The following is a 19,235-nucleotide window of genomic DNA, read 5'->3' as shown; positions in this document are numbered from 1 at the left end:
CGCTTGATCGGCCTCCTTGTCGCGACAAGCATGGGCACCGCCGCGGCGCAGACGCCCGTGCCCGGCGCTCCGCAGGTGATCACGGCGCCGCACTACGGCGACACGCTTTTCCAGTTCTACCAAGGGCGCAGCTTCGCGGCCCTCACGGGGCTGATGGTCTCGCAGCACTTCAAGCGCGTGAGCCCGCACGACGACGAGGCCGAGGTGCTGCGCGGCGGGCTGCTGCTGGGTTACGGCCTGCACGACGAGGCCGAGGCCGTGTTCGCGCGCCTCATCGAGCGCCAGGCGCCGCCCGAAGTGCAGAACCGCGCCTGGTTCTACCTCGCCAAGCTGCGCCACCAGCGTGGCCTGCCCGAGGCATCGGCCTTGGCGCTCTCGCGCGTGGCGGGCAGGCTGCCAGGCACGCTGGAAGAAGACCACCAGCTGCTGCGCGCGCAACTGCTGCTGGAAGCGCGTGATTACCGCGCCGCCGCCGCCGTGCTGCGCGCGCTGCAGCCCGAAGCGCCGAAGAAGGACGCCCCGCCGCCCAGCACCGCGCTGCTCTACGCCCGCTACAACCTGGGCGTGGCGCTGGTGAAGGCCGGCGACGAAGCCGAAGGCCAGGCCCTGCTGGACAGCGTGGGCCAGACGCCCGGCCCCGACGAGGAAGTGCGCAGCCTGCGCGACCGCGCCAACGTGGCCCTCGGTTTCGCCGCACTCGCCGCGAAGAAACCGCGCGAAGCCCGCGCCGTGCTGCAGCGTGTGCGCCTGCAAGGCCCGCAATCGAACAAGGCGCTGCTGGGCTTCGGCTGGGCCGCAGCCGAGCTGAAAGATCCGCAGCTGGCGCTGGCCCCCTGGACCGAACTCGCCGGCCGCGGCGCGCAAGGCGGTGCCGATGCTGCCGTGCTGGAAGCGCGCATCGCGCTGCCTTACGCCATGGCCGAGCTGCGCGCCTACCAAAGCGCGCTGCAGGGCTACCGCCAGGCCGCGCAGGGTTTCGAAGACGAACAGCGCGCCCTCACCGAAAGCATCGCCGCAGTGCGCGGCGGTGAGTTCGTCAACCGCCTGCTGGACGCCAACCCCGAAGGCAGCGCGCCAGGCCTGGGCGTCTCGCCCGGCATGGGCCGGCTGCCACCGCTGCCCCACGCCGCCCACCTGGCGCCGCTGCTCGCCGGCCACGGCTTCCAAGAGGCCTTCAAGCAGCTGCGCGATCTTCAGTTCCTGCAGCACAACGTGCAGCAGTGGCAGAACAACCTGGGCACCTACGCCGACATGCTGGACAACCGCCGCCGCGCCTTCGAGGCGCGCCTGCCCGCGGCGCGCAACAGCCGCGGCGCGGCCGAGCTGGCGGCACTGGCCGAACGCCGCAGCGCGCTGGTGGCCGAACTGGCGCGCACGCAGGCCGAAGGTGACGTGGCAGCTTTCGCCAACCCGGCCGAGCAGGCCTTGCAGCAGCGCATCGAACGCAGCCGCAGCACGCTGAAGGCCGCAGAAGGCGCCGAAGTGATGGACGCCGCCGCGCTGACCGAAGCCGCCGAGCGCCTGCGCCGCGCTGCCGGCGCGCTGCAGTGGCAACTCTCGCAAACCTATCCAGAGCGCCGCTGGGAAGCCACCAAGGCGCTGCGCGGCGCCGAGGCCACGCTGGCCGAGGCGCGTGAACGCGAAGCCGCACTGGTGCGCGCGCAGCAGGAAGAACCGGCGCGCCACGCGCTGTTCGCCGAACGCATCGCGCAGCTGTCGGCGCGCATCACCGCACTGCAGCCGCAGCTGGCCGGCGCGGCGCAGCTGGCGCAGGCGCGGCTGCAAGACATTGCCGTGGCCGAGCTGCAAGCGCAGCAGGAGCGCCTGGGCGTCTACGCCGCACAGGCGCGGCTGGCCATCGCGCAGATCCACGACCAGGCACAGTTCGCGCGCCGCACCGACGCCGCCGCACCCGCCACAGAAAGCAACGCGCGATGAAGCGCCCGCCCGACTCACCGTTCGTGCTGGCCGCCACGGCCACCGCCGCCGCGCTGCTGCTGGCCGCCTGCGCAGGGCCGAAGACTTTGCCCGGCGACAACCAGCCCACGCTGGCCAGCCTGTCGCAGCGCCAGATCAAGGTGGCGCCCGACAACCTGCCGGCGCTGGCCGAAGAGCAGACCATCGCCGCCTACCGCGATTTCCTGGCCACCACGCCGCAGCCGGCGCAGGCCCCGCAGCGCGCCGAAGCGCTGCGCCGCCTGGGCGACCTGGAGATGGACCGCGCCGACCGCGTGGCGGCCGACAGCACGGCCGCTGCCGGCGCCGAGCCCGACTACAAGGCCGCAGTTTCGCGCTACGAAGACTTCCTCAAGCTCTACCCGCAAGACCCCGGCAACCACCGCGTGCTCTACCAGCTGGCGCGCGCGCAAGAGCAGGGCGGCCAGCTCGAAGCGGCCCTGGCCACGCTGACGAAGCTCGTCACCACCTACCCCGGCACCGTTCACGCCGAAGAAGCGCAGTTCCGCCGCGGCGAGCTGCTCTTTGCCATGCGCAACTACGCACTGGCCGAAACCGCCTACGCCGCGGTGCTGCAGGCTGGGCCGGGCACGGCCTTCCAGGAACGTGCGCTGTACATGCAGGGCTGGTCGCTCTTCAAGCAGGGCAAGGCCGAAGAGGCGCTCAAGCCCTTCTTCGGCGTGCTCGACCTCAAGCTCGGCGGCCTCAAGGGGCTGATGCAGGACGAGGCCGACCTCGCGGCCATCCCAGCGCTGACACGCGCCGACCGCGAGCTGGTGGAAGACAGCTTCCGCGTGATGAGCATCAGCCTGGCCAGCCTGCAGGGCGCCGAGAGCGTGTGGCGCTACATCGACAGCCCCGTGCGCGAGGCCTACCAGTTCCGCGTGTACGGCGCCCTGGGCGAGCTGTTTTCGAAGCAAGAGCGCATCAAGGACGCGGCCGACACCTACGCGCTCTTCGTGCGCCGCCAGCCGCTGCACGTGCAGGCGCCGCTGCTGCAGGCGCGCGTGATCGAACTGTACGAGGCGAACGGCTTCGACACCCTGGCGCTGCAGGCCAAGAAGGACCACGTGCGCCGCTACGGCGCCGAAGGCGAGGGCGCCGAGTTCCGCCGCGCCAACCCCACGGGCTGGCAGCGTGTGCAGCCGCTGGTGCAGACCCACCTCACGCAGCTGGCACGCCACCACCACGCACTGGCGCAGCGCACGCGCGCCCCGGCCGATGTGCAAGAGGCGGTGCGCTGGTACCGGACGCTGCTGACGTCTTTCCCGCAGAGCGCAGAAGCGCCGGCGCAGCGTTTCCTGCTGGCCGAGCTGCTGTTCGAAGACCGCCAGTGGGCCGCCGCGGCCGCCGAGTACGAAACCGTCGCCTACCGCCACGCCAACCACCCGCGCGGCGCCGATGCCGGCTACTCGGCGCTGCTGGCCTATGCCGAGCAGGAGAAGGCCGCGGCCGACAAGCCCGCCCGCGAAGCGCTGCAGCGCGCCTCGGTGGCCAGTGCGCTGCGGTTCGCGCAGGCCTACCGGGCCGATGTGCGCGGCGGCCCGGTGCTCACGCGCGCGGCCGAGCAGCTCTTTGCGCTGAACGACACCGCAGCCGCTGCCGGCGTGGCGCGCCAGGCGCTGGCGCTGCAGCCGCCGCCGGCCGAGGCGCAGCGCCGCACGGCCTGGACCGTGATCGCGCACCACGCCTTCGAACAAGGCCTCCACAAAGAGGCCGAAGCCGCCTACGGCGAGGTACTGGCGCTCTCGCCCGCCGGCACGCCGGGCCGTGGTGAAGCGGCCGAGCGCCTGGCCGCCAGCATCTACAAGCAGGGCGAAGCCGCGCGCGGTGCCGGCGATGCGCGCGCGGCCGTGGGCCATTTCGAACGTGTGGCCGCCTTGGGCGCGAGCACGGGCGGGCTGCTGGCCGCCACCTCGGCGGTGCGCGCCAGCGCGCAGTTCGACGTGGCCGCTGCGCTGATCCAGCTGAAAGACTGGCCGCGGGCCGCCACGGCGCTGGAAAACTTCCGCCGCGAGCAGCCCGGCCATCCGCTGCAGGCCGAGGTGGCACCGCGCCTGGCGCTGGCCTACCTGGAGCAGAACCGCCACAGCCTGGCCGCGGCCGAGTTCGAGAAGGTCAGCGCCGCCAGCACCGAGCCCGAGCTCGCGCGCGGCGCGCTCTGGCAGGCCGCCGAACTGCACGAGAAGGCCGCCCGCGAGGCACCGCCGCCCGCGCCCGTGGTGGCCGCAGCGCCCGCCCGCAAGCCCGCGGTGCGCCCACCCGCCCCGGCACCGAAGCGCAACACACGCGCAGCCCCGGCCGCGCCGGTGGAGCCCCCGCTGGCCGGCAGCACCCCGCTGCTGACCACCGCGCTGAAGGCCTACGAGAACTACCTGCAGCGCCACCCGCTGCCCTTGGAAACCGCGGTGGAAGCGCGCTGGCGCATCGCCGAGTTGCTGCGCACCGACAAGCAGCCTGAACGCGCCCTGGCCTGGCAACGCCGCGTGCAAGAAGCCGACGCGAACGCCGGCGAAGCCCGCACCGCGCGCACACGCACGCTGGGCGGCCAGGCCACGCTGGCGCTGGCCGAGCCCGTGCGCGCCGCCTACCAGCAGGTGGCGCTGGTGGAGCCCCTGGCGCAGCAGCTCAAGCTGAAGAAGGCGCGGCTGGAAGAAACGCTGCGCGCCTACGCCGCGGCCAGCGAGGTGGGCATCGCCGAAGTGACCACCGCCGCCACCTTCCACACCGCGAGCCTGTACCAAGACTTCGGCAAGGCCATGCTCGATTCGGCGCGGCCCAAGAAGCTGAAAAAGGACGAGCTGGAACAGTACAACGTGATGCTGGAAGAGCAGGCCTTCCCGTTCGAGGAGAAAGCCATCGAGCTCTACGAAACGAACGCGCGCCGCACCACGCAGGGCCTGTACGACCGCTGGGTGCAGGCCAGCCTGGCCGCGCTGGCGAAGCTGAAACCCGTGCGCTACGCCAAGGCCGAGCGCAGCGACCCGGCCGTGCCCGCGGCGCTGCAGAACGACCTGCCCGCTTTGCAGGCGGCACTGGCGCCGCTGCAGGGCCTGGCGCGCGCGCCGCTGCTGAACCAGCAGGGTTTGCTGCAGCGCCAGCAAGGCCGTTTCGAAGACGCCAGGCAGTCGTACGAAGACGCCATCGCCGCCGACAAGGACGCGCTGGCCCCGGTGTTCAACCTCGCCATCCTGCACGACCTCTACCTCGGCGACCCGGCCCGCGCACAGGCGCTCTACCAGCGCTGCCTGGAGCTGGCCCCGGCCGAGGCGCCCACCCTCAACCGCTGGCTGGCCGAGCTGAAGGCGCGCAAGCCCGCCAAGCTGGCCGCCGCACCGGCCGCGGCCACGGCCACACCCAACACCGCCACCACCGCCCAGGAGACGCGATGAGAACCATCCTGAGCTTCACCACCGCCTGTTTGCTGGCCAGCGCCACAGCCGCGCAAGATCGTGCCGACATCGACCGCACGCAGATCATCGGCAACCGCGAGCTGCCCAAGGTGCTGTACATCGTGCCGTGGAAGAAGCCGCTGCCCGGCACGCTCAGCGGCCGCCCGGTGCAGAGCGTGCTCGACGAGGCCCTGGCGCCCGTGGACCGCGATGTCTTCCGCCGTGAAGTGATCTACAGCGCGCAGTTGCGCGCCGCGCCGGCCGCGACCACGGCCGCCACCCCCGTTCCCACCCCTGCCCCTGCCAACACCCCCGCCCCTGCCGGAGCCCCCCGATGAACACCTTCAACACCGTCGTCAAGTTCTTCGTCGACTGCGGCCCCTTCCTCTACCCGAGCCTGGCGATGATGACCATCGGCCTGGCCATCGCCATCGAGCGCTTCATCTTCCTGCGCCGCGCGCGCAGCGAGAACCGCAAGCTCTGGGACCAGCTGCTGCCCACGCTGCAGGCCGGCAAGTTCAAGGAAGCCGCGGGCATGGTGGCCAACAGCGAGGCCGCCATCGGCAAGATCGTCTCGCACGGGCTGGCGCGCATGGCCAGCGCCCGCCGCCGCGAGGACATCGACCACGCCATGGAAGAAGGCATGATGGAAATCGTGCCGCGCCTGGAGAAGCGCACGCACTACATCGCCACCTTCGCCAACACCATCACCCTGGTGGGCCTGCTGGGCACCATCATCGGCCTGATCAAGGGCTTCACGGCCGTGGCCCAGGTGAACCCGGCGGAGAAGGCCGAGCTGCTGAGTGCATCGATCTCGGTGGCCATGAACAACACGGCGTTTGCGCTGATGGTGGCCATCCCCTTCCTGCTGATCCACGCCTTCCTGCAGGCCCGTGCCAGCGAGATCGTCGACAGCCTGGAGGCCGCGAAGATCACCTTCCTGAACCTGGTGCAGCGCCTGGCGGGTGAGCAACCGCGCGACCAACGCGAGCCCTCTTCGCCATCGCCCGCCATGCGTGCGATGGGTGCCGGCCTGGCCGACTGAGCAGGCAGCAGCGCCATGAGAACGCGCCGCTTGCGCAAGGAAGTGCCGCACCTGGAGATCACGGCCTTCATCAACCTGATCGTCGTGCTGGTGCCCTTCCTGCTGTCCACCGCCGTGTTCACGCGGCTGGCGGTGATGGACCTGCAGTTGCCGGCGCAACAGTCGGCGGTGGACCAGCTCAAGGTCGACAACCTGCAGCTCGAAGTCGTCATCCGCAAGGACGCGCTGGAGGTGGGCGACCGTGTCGGCGGCCTCATCCAGCGCATCGAGGCCAAGGCCGTGGCGGGCACGCCGGGCGCCGTCGAACACGACGTCAAGGCCTTGCAGCAGCTGATGGTGATGGTGAAGGGCAAGTTCCCCACGCAGCGTGAAGCCACGCTGCTGGCCGAGCCCGACACCAGCTACGACCAGCTGGTGCAGGTGATGGACGCCGTGCGTGGCACCGTCACGCCGCAGGGCAAGCAGCTGGTGCGGGCCGAGCTCTTCCCGAACATCTCGGTGGGGGATGCGCCCGTGCGCGGTGCAGCAGCGAACGCCGCCGCGAACCCCACCACCGCCGCGAAAGGCCGCAGCTGATGGCCACGCTCTCACCGCTGCAGAAGCGCGCCCAGCGCAAGGCGCGCAACAGCACCGCCATGGACATGAACCTGGTGGCGCTGATCGACGTCTTCACCATCCTGATCTTCTTCCTGCTCAGCAGCGCCACCGGCGTGGAAACGCTGGTCAGCCCCAAGGCGGTGGAGCTGCCTTTGGCCAACAGCATCCAGGCGCCGAAAGACACCGTGGTGCTGGTGGTGGCGGGTGACGAGATCCTGGCCGACGGGCGCCGCGTGGCGCTGGTCAGCGAGGCCCTGGCGAGCAAGGACGACCTGATCCCGGGCCTGAAGGCCGAGCTCGACGTGCTGGCCAGCCGGCAGGCCGTGCGCGCCGAGAACCGCGAACGCCTCGCGGCCGAGGGGCAGGCCGTCACCATCATGGCCGACAAGACCGTGCCCTACCAGTTGCTGCGCAAGGTGATGGCCACCTGCGCACGCGCCAACTTCAGCGACGTGTCCTTCGCGGTGCGTCAGCGCGTGGAGGGCTGATGAGCAGCTTCGCACTCCCTGCCGCCCCGCACCCGGCGCTGCCGCCCGGCGCGCTGGCCGCGCTGGAACAGTTGCAGCGCGTCAAGGCCGCCGCGATGCTGCCCTGGGCGGTGTCGGCCGCCGACGAGCAGCGCTTCCGGCGCATCTTGCGCACGCTGTTCGCGCTGGTGCTGCTGCTGGCCATCGCGCTGCCCTTCGTGCCGCTGCGCACGCCCGAACGCACGGCCGCGCCCGCGCTGCCGCCGCCCATGGCGAAGCTGCTGCTGGAGCGGCCGGTGGCGCCGCCCGCACCGCCACCGCCTGCGGTGAAGCCCGAAGCCACCGAAGTGGCCGAGGCCCCCAAACCCGAGGCGCCGAAAGAAGCCGCGGCCAAGCCCGCACCGCCCGTGCCGCCCAAGAAGGGCGCCCCGGTGCCCGAGGCGCGCCAGCCCATCGAAGGCAAACCCCCCGGCGAGGTGGCTTTGGACAACGCCCGCCGCAAGGCCAGCGGCGTGGGCCTGCTGGCGATGAAGAGCGAACTCGCCGAGTTGAGTGGCGCACCGGCCGCGGTGCAGCTCAAGCAGGACATCAAGCCCGGCCCCGGCGTGGGCACGGGTGTTGGCGTGGGCGTCGGCGCCGGGCGCGACCCCGGCGTGCCGGTGCGCGCGCTGATCACCAGCAACGCCACCACCGGCAGCGGCGGCATCAACACCGCCGCCTACAGCCGCGACACCGGCGGCGGCGGCCTGGCCGGCCGCGCCACCACGCTGGTGGAAGGCGTGGCGGGTGGTGGTGGCGGTGGCGGCCCCGGCGGTGGCGGTGCACGCGATGGCAAGGGCACCGGCAGTTCCGTCGGCGGTGGTGGCGGCAGTGGCAAAGGCGGCACCCTCACCAAGGGCAGCAGCGGCAAGGCCACGCGCAGCATCGAGGACATCAAGCTCGTCTTCGAACGCAACAAGGGCGCCATCTACGCCATCTACAACCGCGCGCTGCGCGACGACCCGGCGCTGCAAGGCAAGGTGGTGCTGGAGCTGAAGATCGCGCCGAGTGGCGCGGTGGAAGGCCTGCGCATCGTCAGCAGCGAGCTGAAGGCCGAAGAGCTGGAGAAGAAGTTGCTGGCGCGCATCCGCCAGTTCGACTTCGGTGCGAAGGATGTCGACCAGATGGTCGTCACCTGGCCGGTGGACTTCCTGCCGTCCTGAGTTGACACCCCCCATCCGCGGGGTTCGGCCGCGCTTCAGGCCTGCAACACGGCGGCTCCCCCCAGGAACTAGGGAGCCGAGCCCCGCGCACCGAGGGGCTTCGATAACGCCTGCGTAACGCCGGCGCGGCAAGATGGGAACGTGGTGCGCAGTGGGTCTGTGACCCTGCTGCGCGAGGTGCCGGCGCCCCCTGTCGAAGGGAGGCGCCCAGGCACCCGGTGCGCCTAAGGTGCGCTGCCCGCTGCGTCTGACCGTCGAACCCGGAGTCCTGCCATGTCCTCGAAGCGCCTGCCCAGCCGTTCCGCCCGCCAGCCCAAGCGCCCCCTGCGGCCCGTGGCCCTGGCTGTCCTGCTGGCCCTGGGCGCCAACGGCCTGAACGCCGCCCCGCGCACCTTCCTGGGCGGCAGCAGCTTCTGGGACGTCGCCACCAACTGGGCCGGCGGCATCCTGCCCGGCGTGGGTGACGACGCGCTGCTGGGCGCCTTCAACACCGAGGTGCGCACGGCCTTCACCATCAACAGCTTCACCGGCACGGGTTCGCTGACGGTCAGCTCCGGCACGCTGAGCTTCGCCGCGGCGTCGAGCATCGGCGCCTTGAACATCACGGGTGGCGCCTTGGCCGGGGCCGGCACCTTGCAGGTGGCGGGGGCATCGACCTGGACCTCCGGCACCATCAGCAGCACAGGCACCATCAACTTCAACGGTGCCTTGGCCATGAGCACCGCCGGCTTCAAGGACATCCGCGACGGCCGTGTCGTCAACTTCAACGGCACGACCACCTGGAGCACGCCCAGCGCCAGCCAGGGCCGCATCCGCACCGGCAGCAACGCCACGCTGAACAACAACGGCACCTGGCAAGACCAGAGCAACTTCGCCAACGCCATCAGCAACGACTTCGGCGGCCCGGCTTCCACCTTCAACAACGCCGGCACGTACACCAAGACCGGTACAGGCACCACCACCATCGGCATCGCGTTCAACAACACCCGCAGCACGCCGGGCACTGGCGTGGTCAGCGTCGATGCAGGGCGGCTGCTGCTGGAAGGCGGCGGCACCAGCAACGGCAGCTTCAGCGGCGCTGCAGGCACCACGCTGGGCTTCGGGGGCAACCACACGCTGCAGGCTGCCTCCAGCATCGACACCGCCGGCACGGTCGAGTTCTCCAGCGGCACCAACACCGTCGCCGGCAGCTTCAACGCCGCCACCGGCACCACCTTCAGCGGCGGCACCACCACCTTCAGCGGCACCGTCACCGGCATCGGCTCGACCGTCACCGCCAGCGGTGGCACAGGCATCTTCAACAACACCCAGGCCTTCACCGTCGCCGGGCTTGCGATCAGCGGCGGGGGGCTGGCCTTCAACAACACCGGCGGCGCCACCAGCGGCAGCCTGAACCTCACCGGCGGCTCGCTGGCCGGCACCTCGCTCGTCACCATCACGGGTGCCACGACGTGGGCCAACGGCACCATGTCCGGCACCGGCACGACCGCGCTGAACGGCGCCGTGGCGCTGAACACCAGCGGCTTCAAGGACATCCGCGACGGCCGTGTCGTCAACTTCAACGGCACCACCACCTGGACCACGCCCAGCGCCAGCCAGGGCCGCATCCGCACCGGCAGCAACGCCACGCTGAACAACAACGGCACCTGGCAAGACCAGAACACGCTCGCCAACTCCATCACCCAGGACTTCGGCGGCCCGGCTTCCACCTTCAACAACGCCGGCACGTACACCAAGACCGGTACAGGCACCACCGCCATCGGCATCGCGTTCAACAACACCCGCAGCACGCCGGGCACTGGCGTGGTCAACGTCAATGCAGGGCGGCTGCAGCTGGAAGGCGGCGGCACCAGCAACGGCAGCTTCAGCGGCGCTGCAGGCACCACGCTGGGCTTCGGGGGCAACCACACGCTGCAGGCTGCCTCCAGCATCGACACCGCCGGCACGGTCGAGTTCTCCAGCGGCACCAACACCGTCGCCGGCAGCTTCAACGCCGCCACCGGCACCACCTTCAGCGGCGGCACCACCACCTTCAGCGGCACCGTCACCGGCATCGGCTCGACCGTCACCGCCAGTGGTGGCACCGGCATCTTCAACAACACCCAGGCCTTCACCGTCGCCGGGCTTGCGATCAGCGGCGGGGGGCTGGCCTTCAACAACACTGGCGGCGTCACCACCACCAACCTCAACCTCACCGGCGGCACGCTGGCTGGCACTGCGTCTGTGACCGTCACGGGGGCCGCTACCTGGACCAACGGCACGATGTCAGGCACCGGCACCACCACGCTGGACACCAACCTGGCCCTGGACACCAGCGGCTTGAAGGACATCCGCGACGGCCGTGTCGTCAACTTCAACGGCACCACCACCTGGACCACGCCCAGCGCCAACCAAGGCCGCATCCGCACCGGCGGCGGCGCCGTGCTGAACAACAACGGCACCTGGCAAGACCAGAACACGCTCGCCAACTCCATCACCCAGGACTTTGGCGGCGCGGCCTCTGCCTTCAACAACACCGGCGTCTACACCAAGAGCGGTACCGGCACCACGAACATCAACATCGCCTTCAACAACACCCGCAGCACGCCAGGCACGGGGGTGGTCAACGTGAACGCCGGGCGCCTGCTGCTGGAAGGCGGCGGCGGCGGCAACGGCAGCTTCGCGGGCGCCGGCTCGCTGGAGTTCAACGGCGGCACCTTCGCCTTGCTGGCGAGTTCCAGCGTCACGGTCGCCAACGTCGTGTTCAGCAGCGGCACGGCCAACGTGGCCGGCACCTATGACGTGGCCACCGGCACCCGCTTCTCGGGGGGCACCGCCAACTTCACGGGCAGCGTGGCCAACAGCGGCGGCTCGCTGAGCTTCACCACCGGCGGCGGCACGGCCAATTTCAGCAATACGGCCGGCGTGCAGTTCAGCAGCCTGTCCATGGCAGCGGGCACCATTGGCGGCACGCAGGCGGTGAGTTTCTCGGGCCCCTCGACCTGGTCGAACGGTGGCATGACTGGTGCCGGCACCACCAGCTTCAACGGCGCCCTGGCGCTGACCTCGGCGGGGCTCAAGGACATCACGAACGGGCGCACCGTCAACTTCAACGGCACCACCACCTGGGTGACGCCGGCGGTGCCGGGCTCGCCCGGCACGCCCGAGGCCAACGGCGGGCGCATCCGCACCGGCAGCGGCGCCACGCTGAACAACACGGGCACCTGGCTGGACCAGAACCCCCAGGACACCACCATTTCGCAGGATTTCGGCGGCAGCACTTCCACCTTCACCAACGCTGGCATCTACACCAAGAGCGGCGCCGGGACGACGAACATCGGCATCGCCTTCAACAACACTGCCGGCAGCCCAGGCACTGGCGTGGTCAACGTCAATGCCGGCCGGCTGGTGCTGAGCGGCGGGGGCACCAGCACCGGCAGCTTCGCCGGCGCAGGCGCGCTGGACTTCGGCGGTGGCACGCACCAGTTGCAGGCGGCCTCGAGCATCGCGAACCCGAACGTGGTGTTCAGCGGCGGCACGACGAACATCGCGGGCAGCTACAACGTCGGCACCAGCACGCTGTTCAGCGGCGGCACCGCCAACTTCACCGGCAGCGTGGCCAACAACGGCGGCACGCTGACCTTCACCACCTCCGGTGGCACGGCCAACTTCAGCAACACGGCCGGGGTGCAATTCAGCAACCTCTCCATGGCCGGCGGCACCATCGGCGGCACGCAGTCGGTGAGCTTCGCAGGCCCTTCGACCTGGTCGAACGGGAGCATGACAGGCGCGGGCATCACCAACTTCGACAGCAGTCTGGCCCTGGCCACGGCAGGCCTGAAGGACGTGACCAACGGCCGCACCATCAACTTCAATGGCGCCACCACCTGGTCGGCCGGCCGCATCCGCACGGGCAGCGGCGCCACGCTGAACAACAACGGCACCTGGCTCGACCAGAACGGCACGGATGCGCAAGTCAGCCAAGACTTTGGCGGCGCGGCCTCAGCCTTCGTCAACGCGGGCACCTACAACAAGGCCAACGGCGGCACGACGGGCTTCTTCATCGACTTCAACAACACAGCCAGCGGCCCCGGCACGGCCGTGGTCAACGTGAATGCCGGCCGCCTGCAACTTGGCGCTGGCGGCAGCAGCACCGGCAGCTTTGCCCTGGCGGCAGGCACCACGCTGGAGTTCAGCGGCAGCCCCTACACGCTCGGCGGCACCGTCACGGGCGGGGCCACGTCGCGCCTGCTCGTCAGCAGTGCCACCGTCAACAGCACCACCGCCAAGAGCTTCGGTGGCTTGCTGGAGATCACGGGCGGCACGCTCTCGGCGGGCCAGAGCTTCGCGGCGACAACCTTCCAGCAAAGCGGGGGCACGGTCGCCGGCACGGGCGCGTTCAGCGTGAGCGGGCCCGCCACCTGGACATCGGGCACGATGACCGGTTCGGGCACCACCACCTTCAGCGGTGATGTGGCCCTCAGCGGCAACAACGTCAAGGACGCCACTGCCGGCCGCACCATCAACTTCAACGGCACCACCACCTGGACCAACACCTCGGCCAGCGGTGGCGCCATCCGCACCGGCGCCAGCGCCACGCTGAACAACAACGGCACCTGGCTCGACCAGAACGCCTTCGCCAACCGCATCGGGCAAGACTTCGGCGGCGCCGCCTCCACCTTCGCCAACGCCGGCACCTATACCAAGAGCGGCAACAGCACCACCACCATCGACATCGGCTTCAACAACGCCGGCACCGTCAACGTCAACGCCGGCACGCTCAGCCTGGGCGGCGGCGGCACCAGCAACGGCAGCACCTTCAACGTCGCCGCTGGCACCGTGCTGAACTTCAGCGGCGGCACGCACAACCTGACCGACATCGCCCTGGGCACCGGCACCGGCCGCATGACCGTCTCCAGCGGCACCGTCAACGCCAACGGCACGCTGGCCTTCTCCGGCACGCTGGGCGCCAGCGGCGGCACCTTCAACGCCAACGGCACCGCCAGCGCCGCAGGCTTCGAGCTGCTGGGCGGCACCATCGCCGGCACCGGCAGCTTCACCAGCAGCGGCGCCGGGCTGTGGACCTCCGGCACGATGACCGGCACCGGCACCACCACCTTCAACGGCGATGTCGCCCTCAACACCAACGGCGCCAAGGACATCACCAGCGGCCGCACCGTCAACTTCAACGGCACCACCACCTGGTCCAACACCTCGGCCAGCGGCGGCCTCATCCGCACCGGCAGCGCCGCCACGCTGAACAACAACGGCACCTGGCTCGACCAGAACGCCTTCGCCAACCGCATCGGGCAAGACTTCGGCGGCGCCGCCTCCACCTTCGCCAACGCCGGCACGTACACCAAGAGCGGCAACAGCACCACCACCATCGACATCGGCTTCAACAACGCCGGCACCGTCAACGTCAACGCCGGCAGCTTGCGCCTGAACAGCCTCACGAACTTTGCGGGCACCACCCTCAGCGGCGGCAGCTTCAACGTCACGGGCGCCAGCACATTCAGCTTCACGGGCGCCAACGTCGTGACCAACGCCGCCAGCATCACGCTGGACGGCGCAGGCTCGCAGTTCCTGAACGCGAGCACCAGCGCGAGCGGCCTGGCCAACTTCGCCACCAACGCCAGCGTGGGCAGCTTCACGATCCGCAACGGCCGCAACTTCGCGTCGGCCGGCAATTTCACGAACGCCGGCACCGTCACGGTGGGCACGGGCAGCACCTTCACCGGCGGCGGCACTTCGTTCAGCAACCAGTCCACCGGCCGCCTGCTGCTGGCCGGGGGCACGCAGGCCGGCGCGGCCGTGGCCAATGCCGGCACGGTGGAGGGCTTCGGCACCCTGGCTGCGGCGATCACCAACAACGGCACGGTGCGCGCCAGCGGCGGCACGCTGGCGGCCACCCAGGGCATCCAGGGCAGCGCGGGGACGGTCGCCGTCGCGGCAGACGCCACGCTGAACCTGGCCGGCAGTGCCGCCCTCAGCAGCGCCGCGACGCTGGCGCTGCAGGGCAGCCTGGCGCTGGGCTCGCAGAACTTCACGGTCTTCGGTGATTACACCAACAGCGCCTTCGGCAGCGGCAACAGCTTCGATGCACGCGCGAGCGTCAGCGGGGCCGGCCTGATCGTCGGCGTCAATGCCGCACAGTCGCTCACCGGTGAGGTGGCGGCAGGCACGGCCAACACCTACGTCATCGACTTCGGCACCGTGCGCGGCGGCGCCACGGCCACGCGCAGCTTCCAGGTGGCCAACAGCGGCACGGGCGCCAGCATCCGCGGCGCGCTGCAGACGGGCGGCCCGGGCCTGGGCAACCTCACCGACTCGCGCCTGTCGGGCAGCGGCACCGTGGCGGCCAACTTCGGCCCCATCGCGGCAGGCAGCAGCAGCGGCAGTTTCTCGATCACGCTGGACGCCACGGGCAGCGGCGGTGCGCTCAGCGGCCAGAGCCTGGCCGTGGTCAGCAACTTCAGCAACGTCGCGACGCAGACGGTGACGCTCAGCGGCTTCAGCACCGTGCTGGCACAGGGAGCCGCCACGCCCGCCGGGCCGGTGGACCTGGGCAACTTCCGCGTCGGCGTGCTGCCGGCGGTGAGCACCAGCCTGGCCGTCAGCAACACCACCACCGGCGCTGGCGCCGAGCGCCTGGCCGTTTCTGCGGCCACGGCCAGCGGCAACTTCAGTGTCACCAACAACCTGGGCGGCGGCTTCGTGCTGCCCGGCGCCACGGCCGCCGGCGCGGTGACCGTGGCCTCCAGCAGCGGTACCGTCGGCCTGAACAGTGGCAGCGTGCTGCTGCAGTTCGCCAGCAACGGCGAGCTGTTCGACGGCAGCTTCACCAACCTGGCCACGAACCAGCAGACCGTGGCCGTTCAGGCCACTGGCTTCCTCACCGCACAGCCGGCGCTGCCGGCCACGGTGACGGTGGGCAACTTCCGGCTGGTCGATGGCGCCAGCCGTGCCATCACGGTCACCAACACCAACCTGGCGCCCACGGGCTTCCAGGAACTGCTGAACGCCAGCGCCGGCAGCACTTCGGCCGGCGTCACGCTGACGGGTGCGATCAACGGTCTGGCGCCGGGCGCCAGCAGCAGCAACCTCGTGATCGGCTTTGCAGCGGGCGGCAGCGATGGCCCGCGCAGCGGCAGCGCGACCGTGCAACTGGTTTCCGATGGCGCGGGTACCAGCGGCCTGGGCCTGTTCAACTTGCCGAGCACGGCCGTGGCCATCGATGGCACCGCGTTCAACCTGGCGGCGGGCGCAGCCACGCCGACCCCGGTCGTGGTGCCGAACCAGCGTGTGGGCGGGGTGGGCGGGGGCAGCGCCAGCGTGGCCCTCAACATCGCGAACACCGCGCCCGCAGGCGCCTTCAGCGAGGCGCTGAACGCCAGCTTCTCCGCCTTGGCGGGTGATGCCGTCGCCAACGGAGGCAGCGTGCTGAACCTGGCCGCAGGCGCCAGCAACGGCAGCGCGATGGCCGTCAGCCTGAGCAACAGCCAGGCGGGTGCGCGCAGCGGCACGGTCACGCTGGCCTACGCCAGCGACGGCACCGGCCCGAACGGCAACAGCGGCCTGGCCGCGGTGGATGTCGGCACGCAGACGATCAACGTCACCGGCAATGTTTACCGCCTGGCCGAAGCCAGCGCCGTGGCGCCCAGCCCGGTGGTGCTGGCCCACCAGCGCGTGGGCGGCACGCTCTCGCAGGCCCTGAGCTTCTCCAACCTCGCCGCCAATGACGGCTTCAGCGAACGGCTGAACGCCACCATCGCCGCCAATGGCACCGCCACGGCCACCGGCTCGTTCAACCTGCTGGCCGCCGGCGCCACCAGCACCGCGCTGGCCGTCGGCGTCGACACCAGCAGCGCCGGTGCCAAGAGCGGCACGGCCACCATCACCCTGGCCTCCGACGGCACCGGCACCAGCGGCTTCAGCCCGCTGGCCCTGGCCAGCCAGAGCGTGAACGTCAGCGGCAGCGTCTACCGCCTGGCCGAAGCCAGCGCCGTGGCGCCCAGCCCGGTGGTGCTGGCCAACCAGCGCGTGGGCGGCACGCTCTCGCAGGCCCTGAGCTTCTCCAACCTCGCCGCCGGCGACGGCTTCAGCGAACGCCTGAACGCCACCATCGCTGCCAGCGGTACCGCCACGGCCACCGGCTCGTTCAACCTGCTGGCCGCCGGCGCCACCAGCACCGCGCTGTCGGTGGGCGTGGACACCAGCAGCGCCGGTGCCAAGAGCGGCACGGCCACCATCACCCTGGCCTCCGACGGCACCGGCACCAGCGGCTTCAGCCCGCTGGCCCTGGCCAGCCAGAGCGTGAACGTCAGCGGCAACGTCTACCGCGTGGCCCAGGCCAGCACCGTGGCGCCCAGCACGGTGACCCTGGGCAACGTCCGGGCTGGCGGGACGCTGACGCAAGCGCTGACGCTCAGCAACCTGGCCGCAGCCGACGGCTTCTCGGAGAGCCTCAACGCCAGCATCGTGGCCACTTCGGGCCTGCTCGCCGGCGGTTCCTTCAGCGGGCTCGCGGCGGGCAGCAGCAGTTCCTCGCTCTTCGTCGGCGTGGACACCACCAGCGGCGGCGCCCGGACCGGCAGCGCGACCATCACGCTGGTCTCCGATGGCACAGGTACCAGCGGTCTGGCACCGATCGCCCTGGGCACGCAGGTGGTCAACGTCACCGCCAACGTCTACCGCCTGGCCAGCGCCAGCGCCGTCACCCCGAACCCGGTGGTTCTGGCGAACCAGCGGGTGGGCGGTTCGTTGACGCAAGCCCTCACCCTGGCCAACACCGCCGTGGCCGACGGCTTCTCGGAGGCCCTGAACGCCAGCATCAGCGCCACGGGCACGGCCAACGCTGGCGGCAGCGTCAGCCTGCTGGCGGCAGGCGCCAGCAGCAGCGCCTTGTTCGTGGGTGTCGACACCAGCACGGCCGGCGCAAAGGGCGGCACGGCCACGGTGGCGCTGTTCTCGGACGGCACGGGCGGCAGCGGCTTCGGTGCACTGGCCATCGGCACGCAGGAGGTGGCGGTCTCCGGCAACGTCTACCGCCTGGCCCAGGCCTCGGTGGTGTCGCCGGCCAGCATCACCCTGCTCGACCAACGCGTGGGCGGCAGCCTCAGCCAGGCCCTGACGCTGGCCAACACGGCCGCTGCCGATGGCTTCTCGGAGCGCCTCAACGCCAGCATCGCCGCCAGCGGCAGCGCCACGGCCAGCGGCAGCTTCAGCCTGCTGGCCGCCGGCAGCAGCAGCAGCGTGCTGGCCGTGGGCGTGGACACCAGCAGCGCGGGCGCCAAGACCGGCACGGCCACGCTCACGCTGGCGAGCGACGGCACCGGCACCAGCGGCTTCGCACCCTTGGCCCTGGCTGGCCAGAGCGTCAGCGTCAGCGGCAACGTCTACCGCCTGGCCGTGCCGGTGGTGGACACCACGCCGTTGGTGCTGGTGGGCCGCGTGGGTGACGCCACGCTGCAAGGCAGCATCGGCGTGAGCAACAACGCCCCCGATCTGTTCACCGAGCGGCTGAACGCCAGCATCGCCAGCAGCCCCGCGGGCACCAGCCCGGGGGCCGCTCTGGTGCTGGCGCCCAACGCCAGCGGCAGCCTCGGCATCAGCCTGCCCACGGGCACGGCGGGCAGCTTCGGCGGTGCGGTGGGTGTGGCGCTGGTCTCCAGCAGCGCCGGCACCACCAGCGGCGCGCCCGACTTCAACCTGCCCGGCGCCAGCGTGGCACTGACCGGCCGCGTCTATGCACCGGCGGTGGCGCAGGTGGCACCGACGGTGATCGACTTCGGCACCGTGCGCGTGGGCGACGTGGTGGCTGCGCGCACGGTCACTGTCAGCAACACGGCCAGCGGCGCGTTGACCGACACCCTCAGGGCCAGCATCGGTGGCGGTACCGGCGCCTTCAGCACCAGCGGCAGCGTGGCAGGGCTGGCGGCGGGCGCGAGCAACAACGCAGCGCTGCAGGTGCAGTTCGCCACGGCCGCGGCCGGGGTGTTCAACGGCAGCGCCACCGTGGCGCTGACGAGCCAGAACCCCGAGCTGGCCGATCTGGAGCTGGCCCCGGTGGGCCTCACCTTGCAGGGCCAGGTGAACAACCTGGCGCAGGCGGTGCTGAGCAAGACCGGCGGCAGCGGCACTTTCAGCGGCGGGGCCTTCAGCTACACGCTCGATTTCGGCACCGTGCTGGCCGAAGGCGGCAGCCTCAGCACGAGCCTGGTGCTGGGCAACGGGGCTACCGGCCCGGCAGATGCCCTGGCAGGCAGCTGGGCTCTGGGCAGTGGCGGAGCCTTCAGCGTGACGGGCTTCGGGCCCTTCAGCGGGCTGGCCGCCGGGGCCACGCTGGCCGGGCTGACCATCCAGTTCGACCTCGGCACCGAAGGCAGCTTCGCGCGCACCCTGGTGCTCAGCAGCCAGAGCACCAACGGCAGCGGCCCCGACCTGGGGCTGGGCGACATCACGCTGCACCTGCAGGGCAGCGTGGTGGCCGTGCCCGAGCCCAGCACCTACCTGATGATGGCGCTGGGCGTGCTGGCCATCGGCAGCCTGGTGCGGCGGCGCATGCAGCCCCGGCAAGACTGACGACGGCGGCCTC

8 protein-coding genes are annotated in these 19,235 nt (G+C 71.0%); all 8 read left to right on the top strand.

Going from position 1 to position 19,235, the window contains the following annotated elements; translation table 11 throughout:
* Nucleotides 1-30: 30 nt before the first annotated feature.
* Nucleotides 31-1,938, top strand: coding sequence for a hypothetical protein (locus tag EOE66_RS03940; RefSeq protein WP_128227344.1), 1,908 nt, complete (start codon nucleotides 31-33; stop codon nucleotides 1,936-1,938).
* Nucleotides 1,935-5,348: a tetratricopeptide repeat protein gene (locus tag EOE66_RS03935; RefSeq protein WP_128227343.1), complete on the top strand. Its 3,414-nt coding sequence runs from the start codon at nucleotides 1,935-1,937 to the stop codon at nucleotides 5,346-5,348. The genes EOE66_RS03940 and EOE66_RS03935 overlap by 4 nt, the downstream gene beginning before the upstream one ends.
* On the top strand, nucleotides 5,345-5,686 hold the full coding sequence (locus tag EOE66_RS03930; protein WP_245478885.1) for a hypothetical protein: 342 nt from the start codon (nucleotides 5,345-5,347) through the stop codon (nucleotides 5,684-5,686). The genes EOE66_RS03935 and EOE66_RS03930 overlap by 4 nt, the downstream gene beginning before the upstream one ends.
* Nucleotides 5,683-6,393: a MotA/TolQ/ExbB proton channel family protein gene (locus EOE66_RS03920; protein ID WP_128227342.1), complete on the top strand. Its 711-nt coding sequence runs from the start codon at nucleotides 5,683-5,685 to the stop codon at nucleotides 6,391-6,393. The genes EOE66_RS03930 and EOE66_RS03920 overlap by 4 nt, the downstream gene beginning before the upstream one ends.
* Nucleotides 6,394-6,408: 15 nt before the next feature.
* Nucleotides 6,409-6,969, top strand: a complete 561-nt coding sequence (locus tag EOE66_RS03915) for an ExbD/TolR family protein (RefSeq protein WP_128227341.1) — start codon at nucleotides 6,409-6,411, stop codon at nucleotides 6,967-6,969.
* On the top strand, nucleotides 6,969-7,478 hold the full coding sequence (locus tag EOE66_RS03910) for an ExbD/TolR family protein (protein ID WP_128227340.1): 510 nt from the start codon (nucleotides 6,969-6,971) through the stop codon (nucleotides 7,476-7,478). Before EOE66_RS03915 ends, EOE66_RS03910 begins: the two co-directional genes overlap by 1 nt.
* A complete protein-coding gene (locus tag EOE66_RS03905; protein WP_245478884.1) occupies nucleotides 7,478-8,659 on the top strand; it encodes an AgmX/PglI C-terminal domain-containing protein in 1,182 nt (393 codons plus the stop codon). The genes EOE66_RS03910 and EOE66_RS03905 overlap by 1 nt, the downstream gene beginning before the upstream one ends.
* 273 nt (nucleotides 8,660-8,932) lie before the next feature.
* The gene (locus EOE66_RS03900) at nucleotides 8,933-19,222 is read left to right on the top strand and encodes a choice-of-anchor D domain-containing protein (RefSeq protein WP_128227339.1); all 10,290 of its coding nucleotides are present in this window, start codon (nucleotides 8,933-8,935) and stop codon (nucleotides 19,220-19,222) included.
* The last annotated feature ends 13 nt before the right edge of the window (nucleotides 19,223-19,235 follow it).

It is taken from the genome of Rubrivivax rivuli (assembly GCF_004016505.1).
Classification (GTDB): Bacteria; Pseudomonadota; Gammaproteobacteria; order Burkholderiales; family Burkholderiaceae_C; genus Rubrivivax; species Rubrivivax rivuli.
The sequence above is the reverse complement of the archived record's forward strand: the minus strand, read 5'-3'. Positions and strand labels throughout refer to the sequence as shown.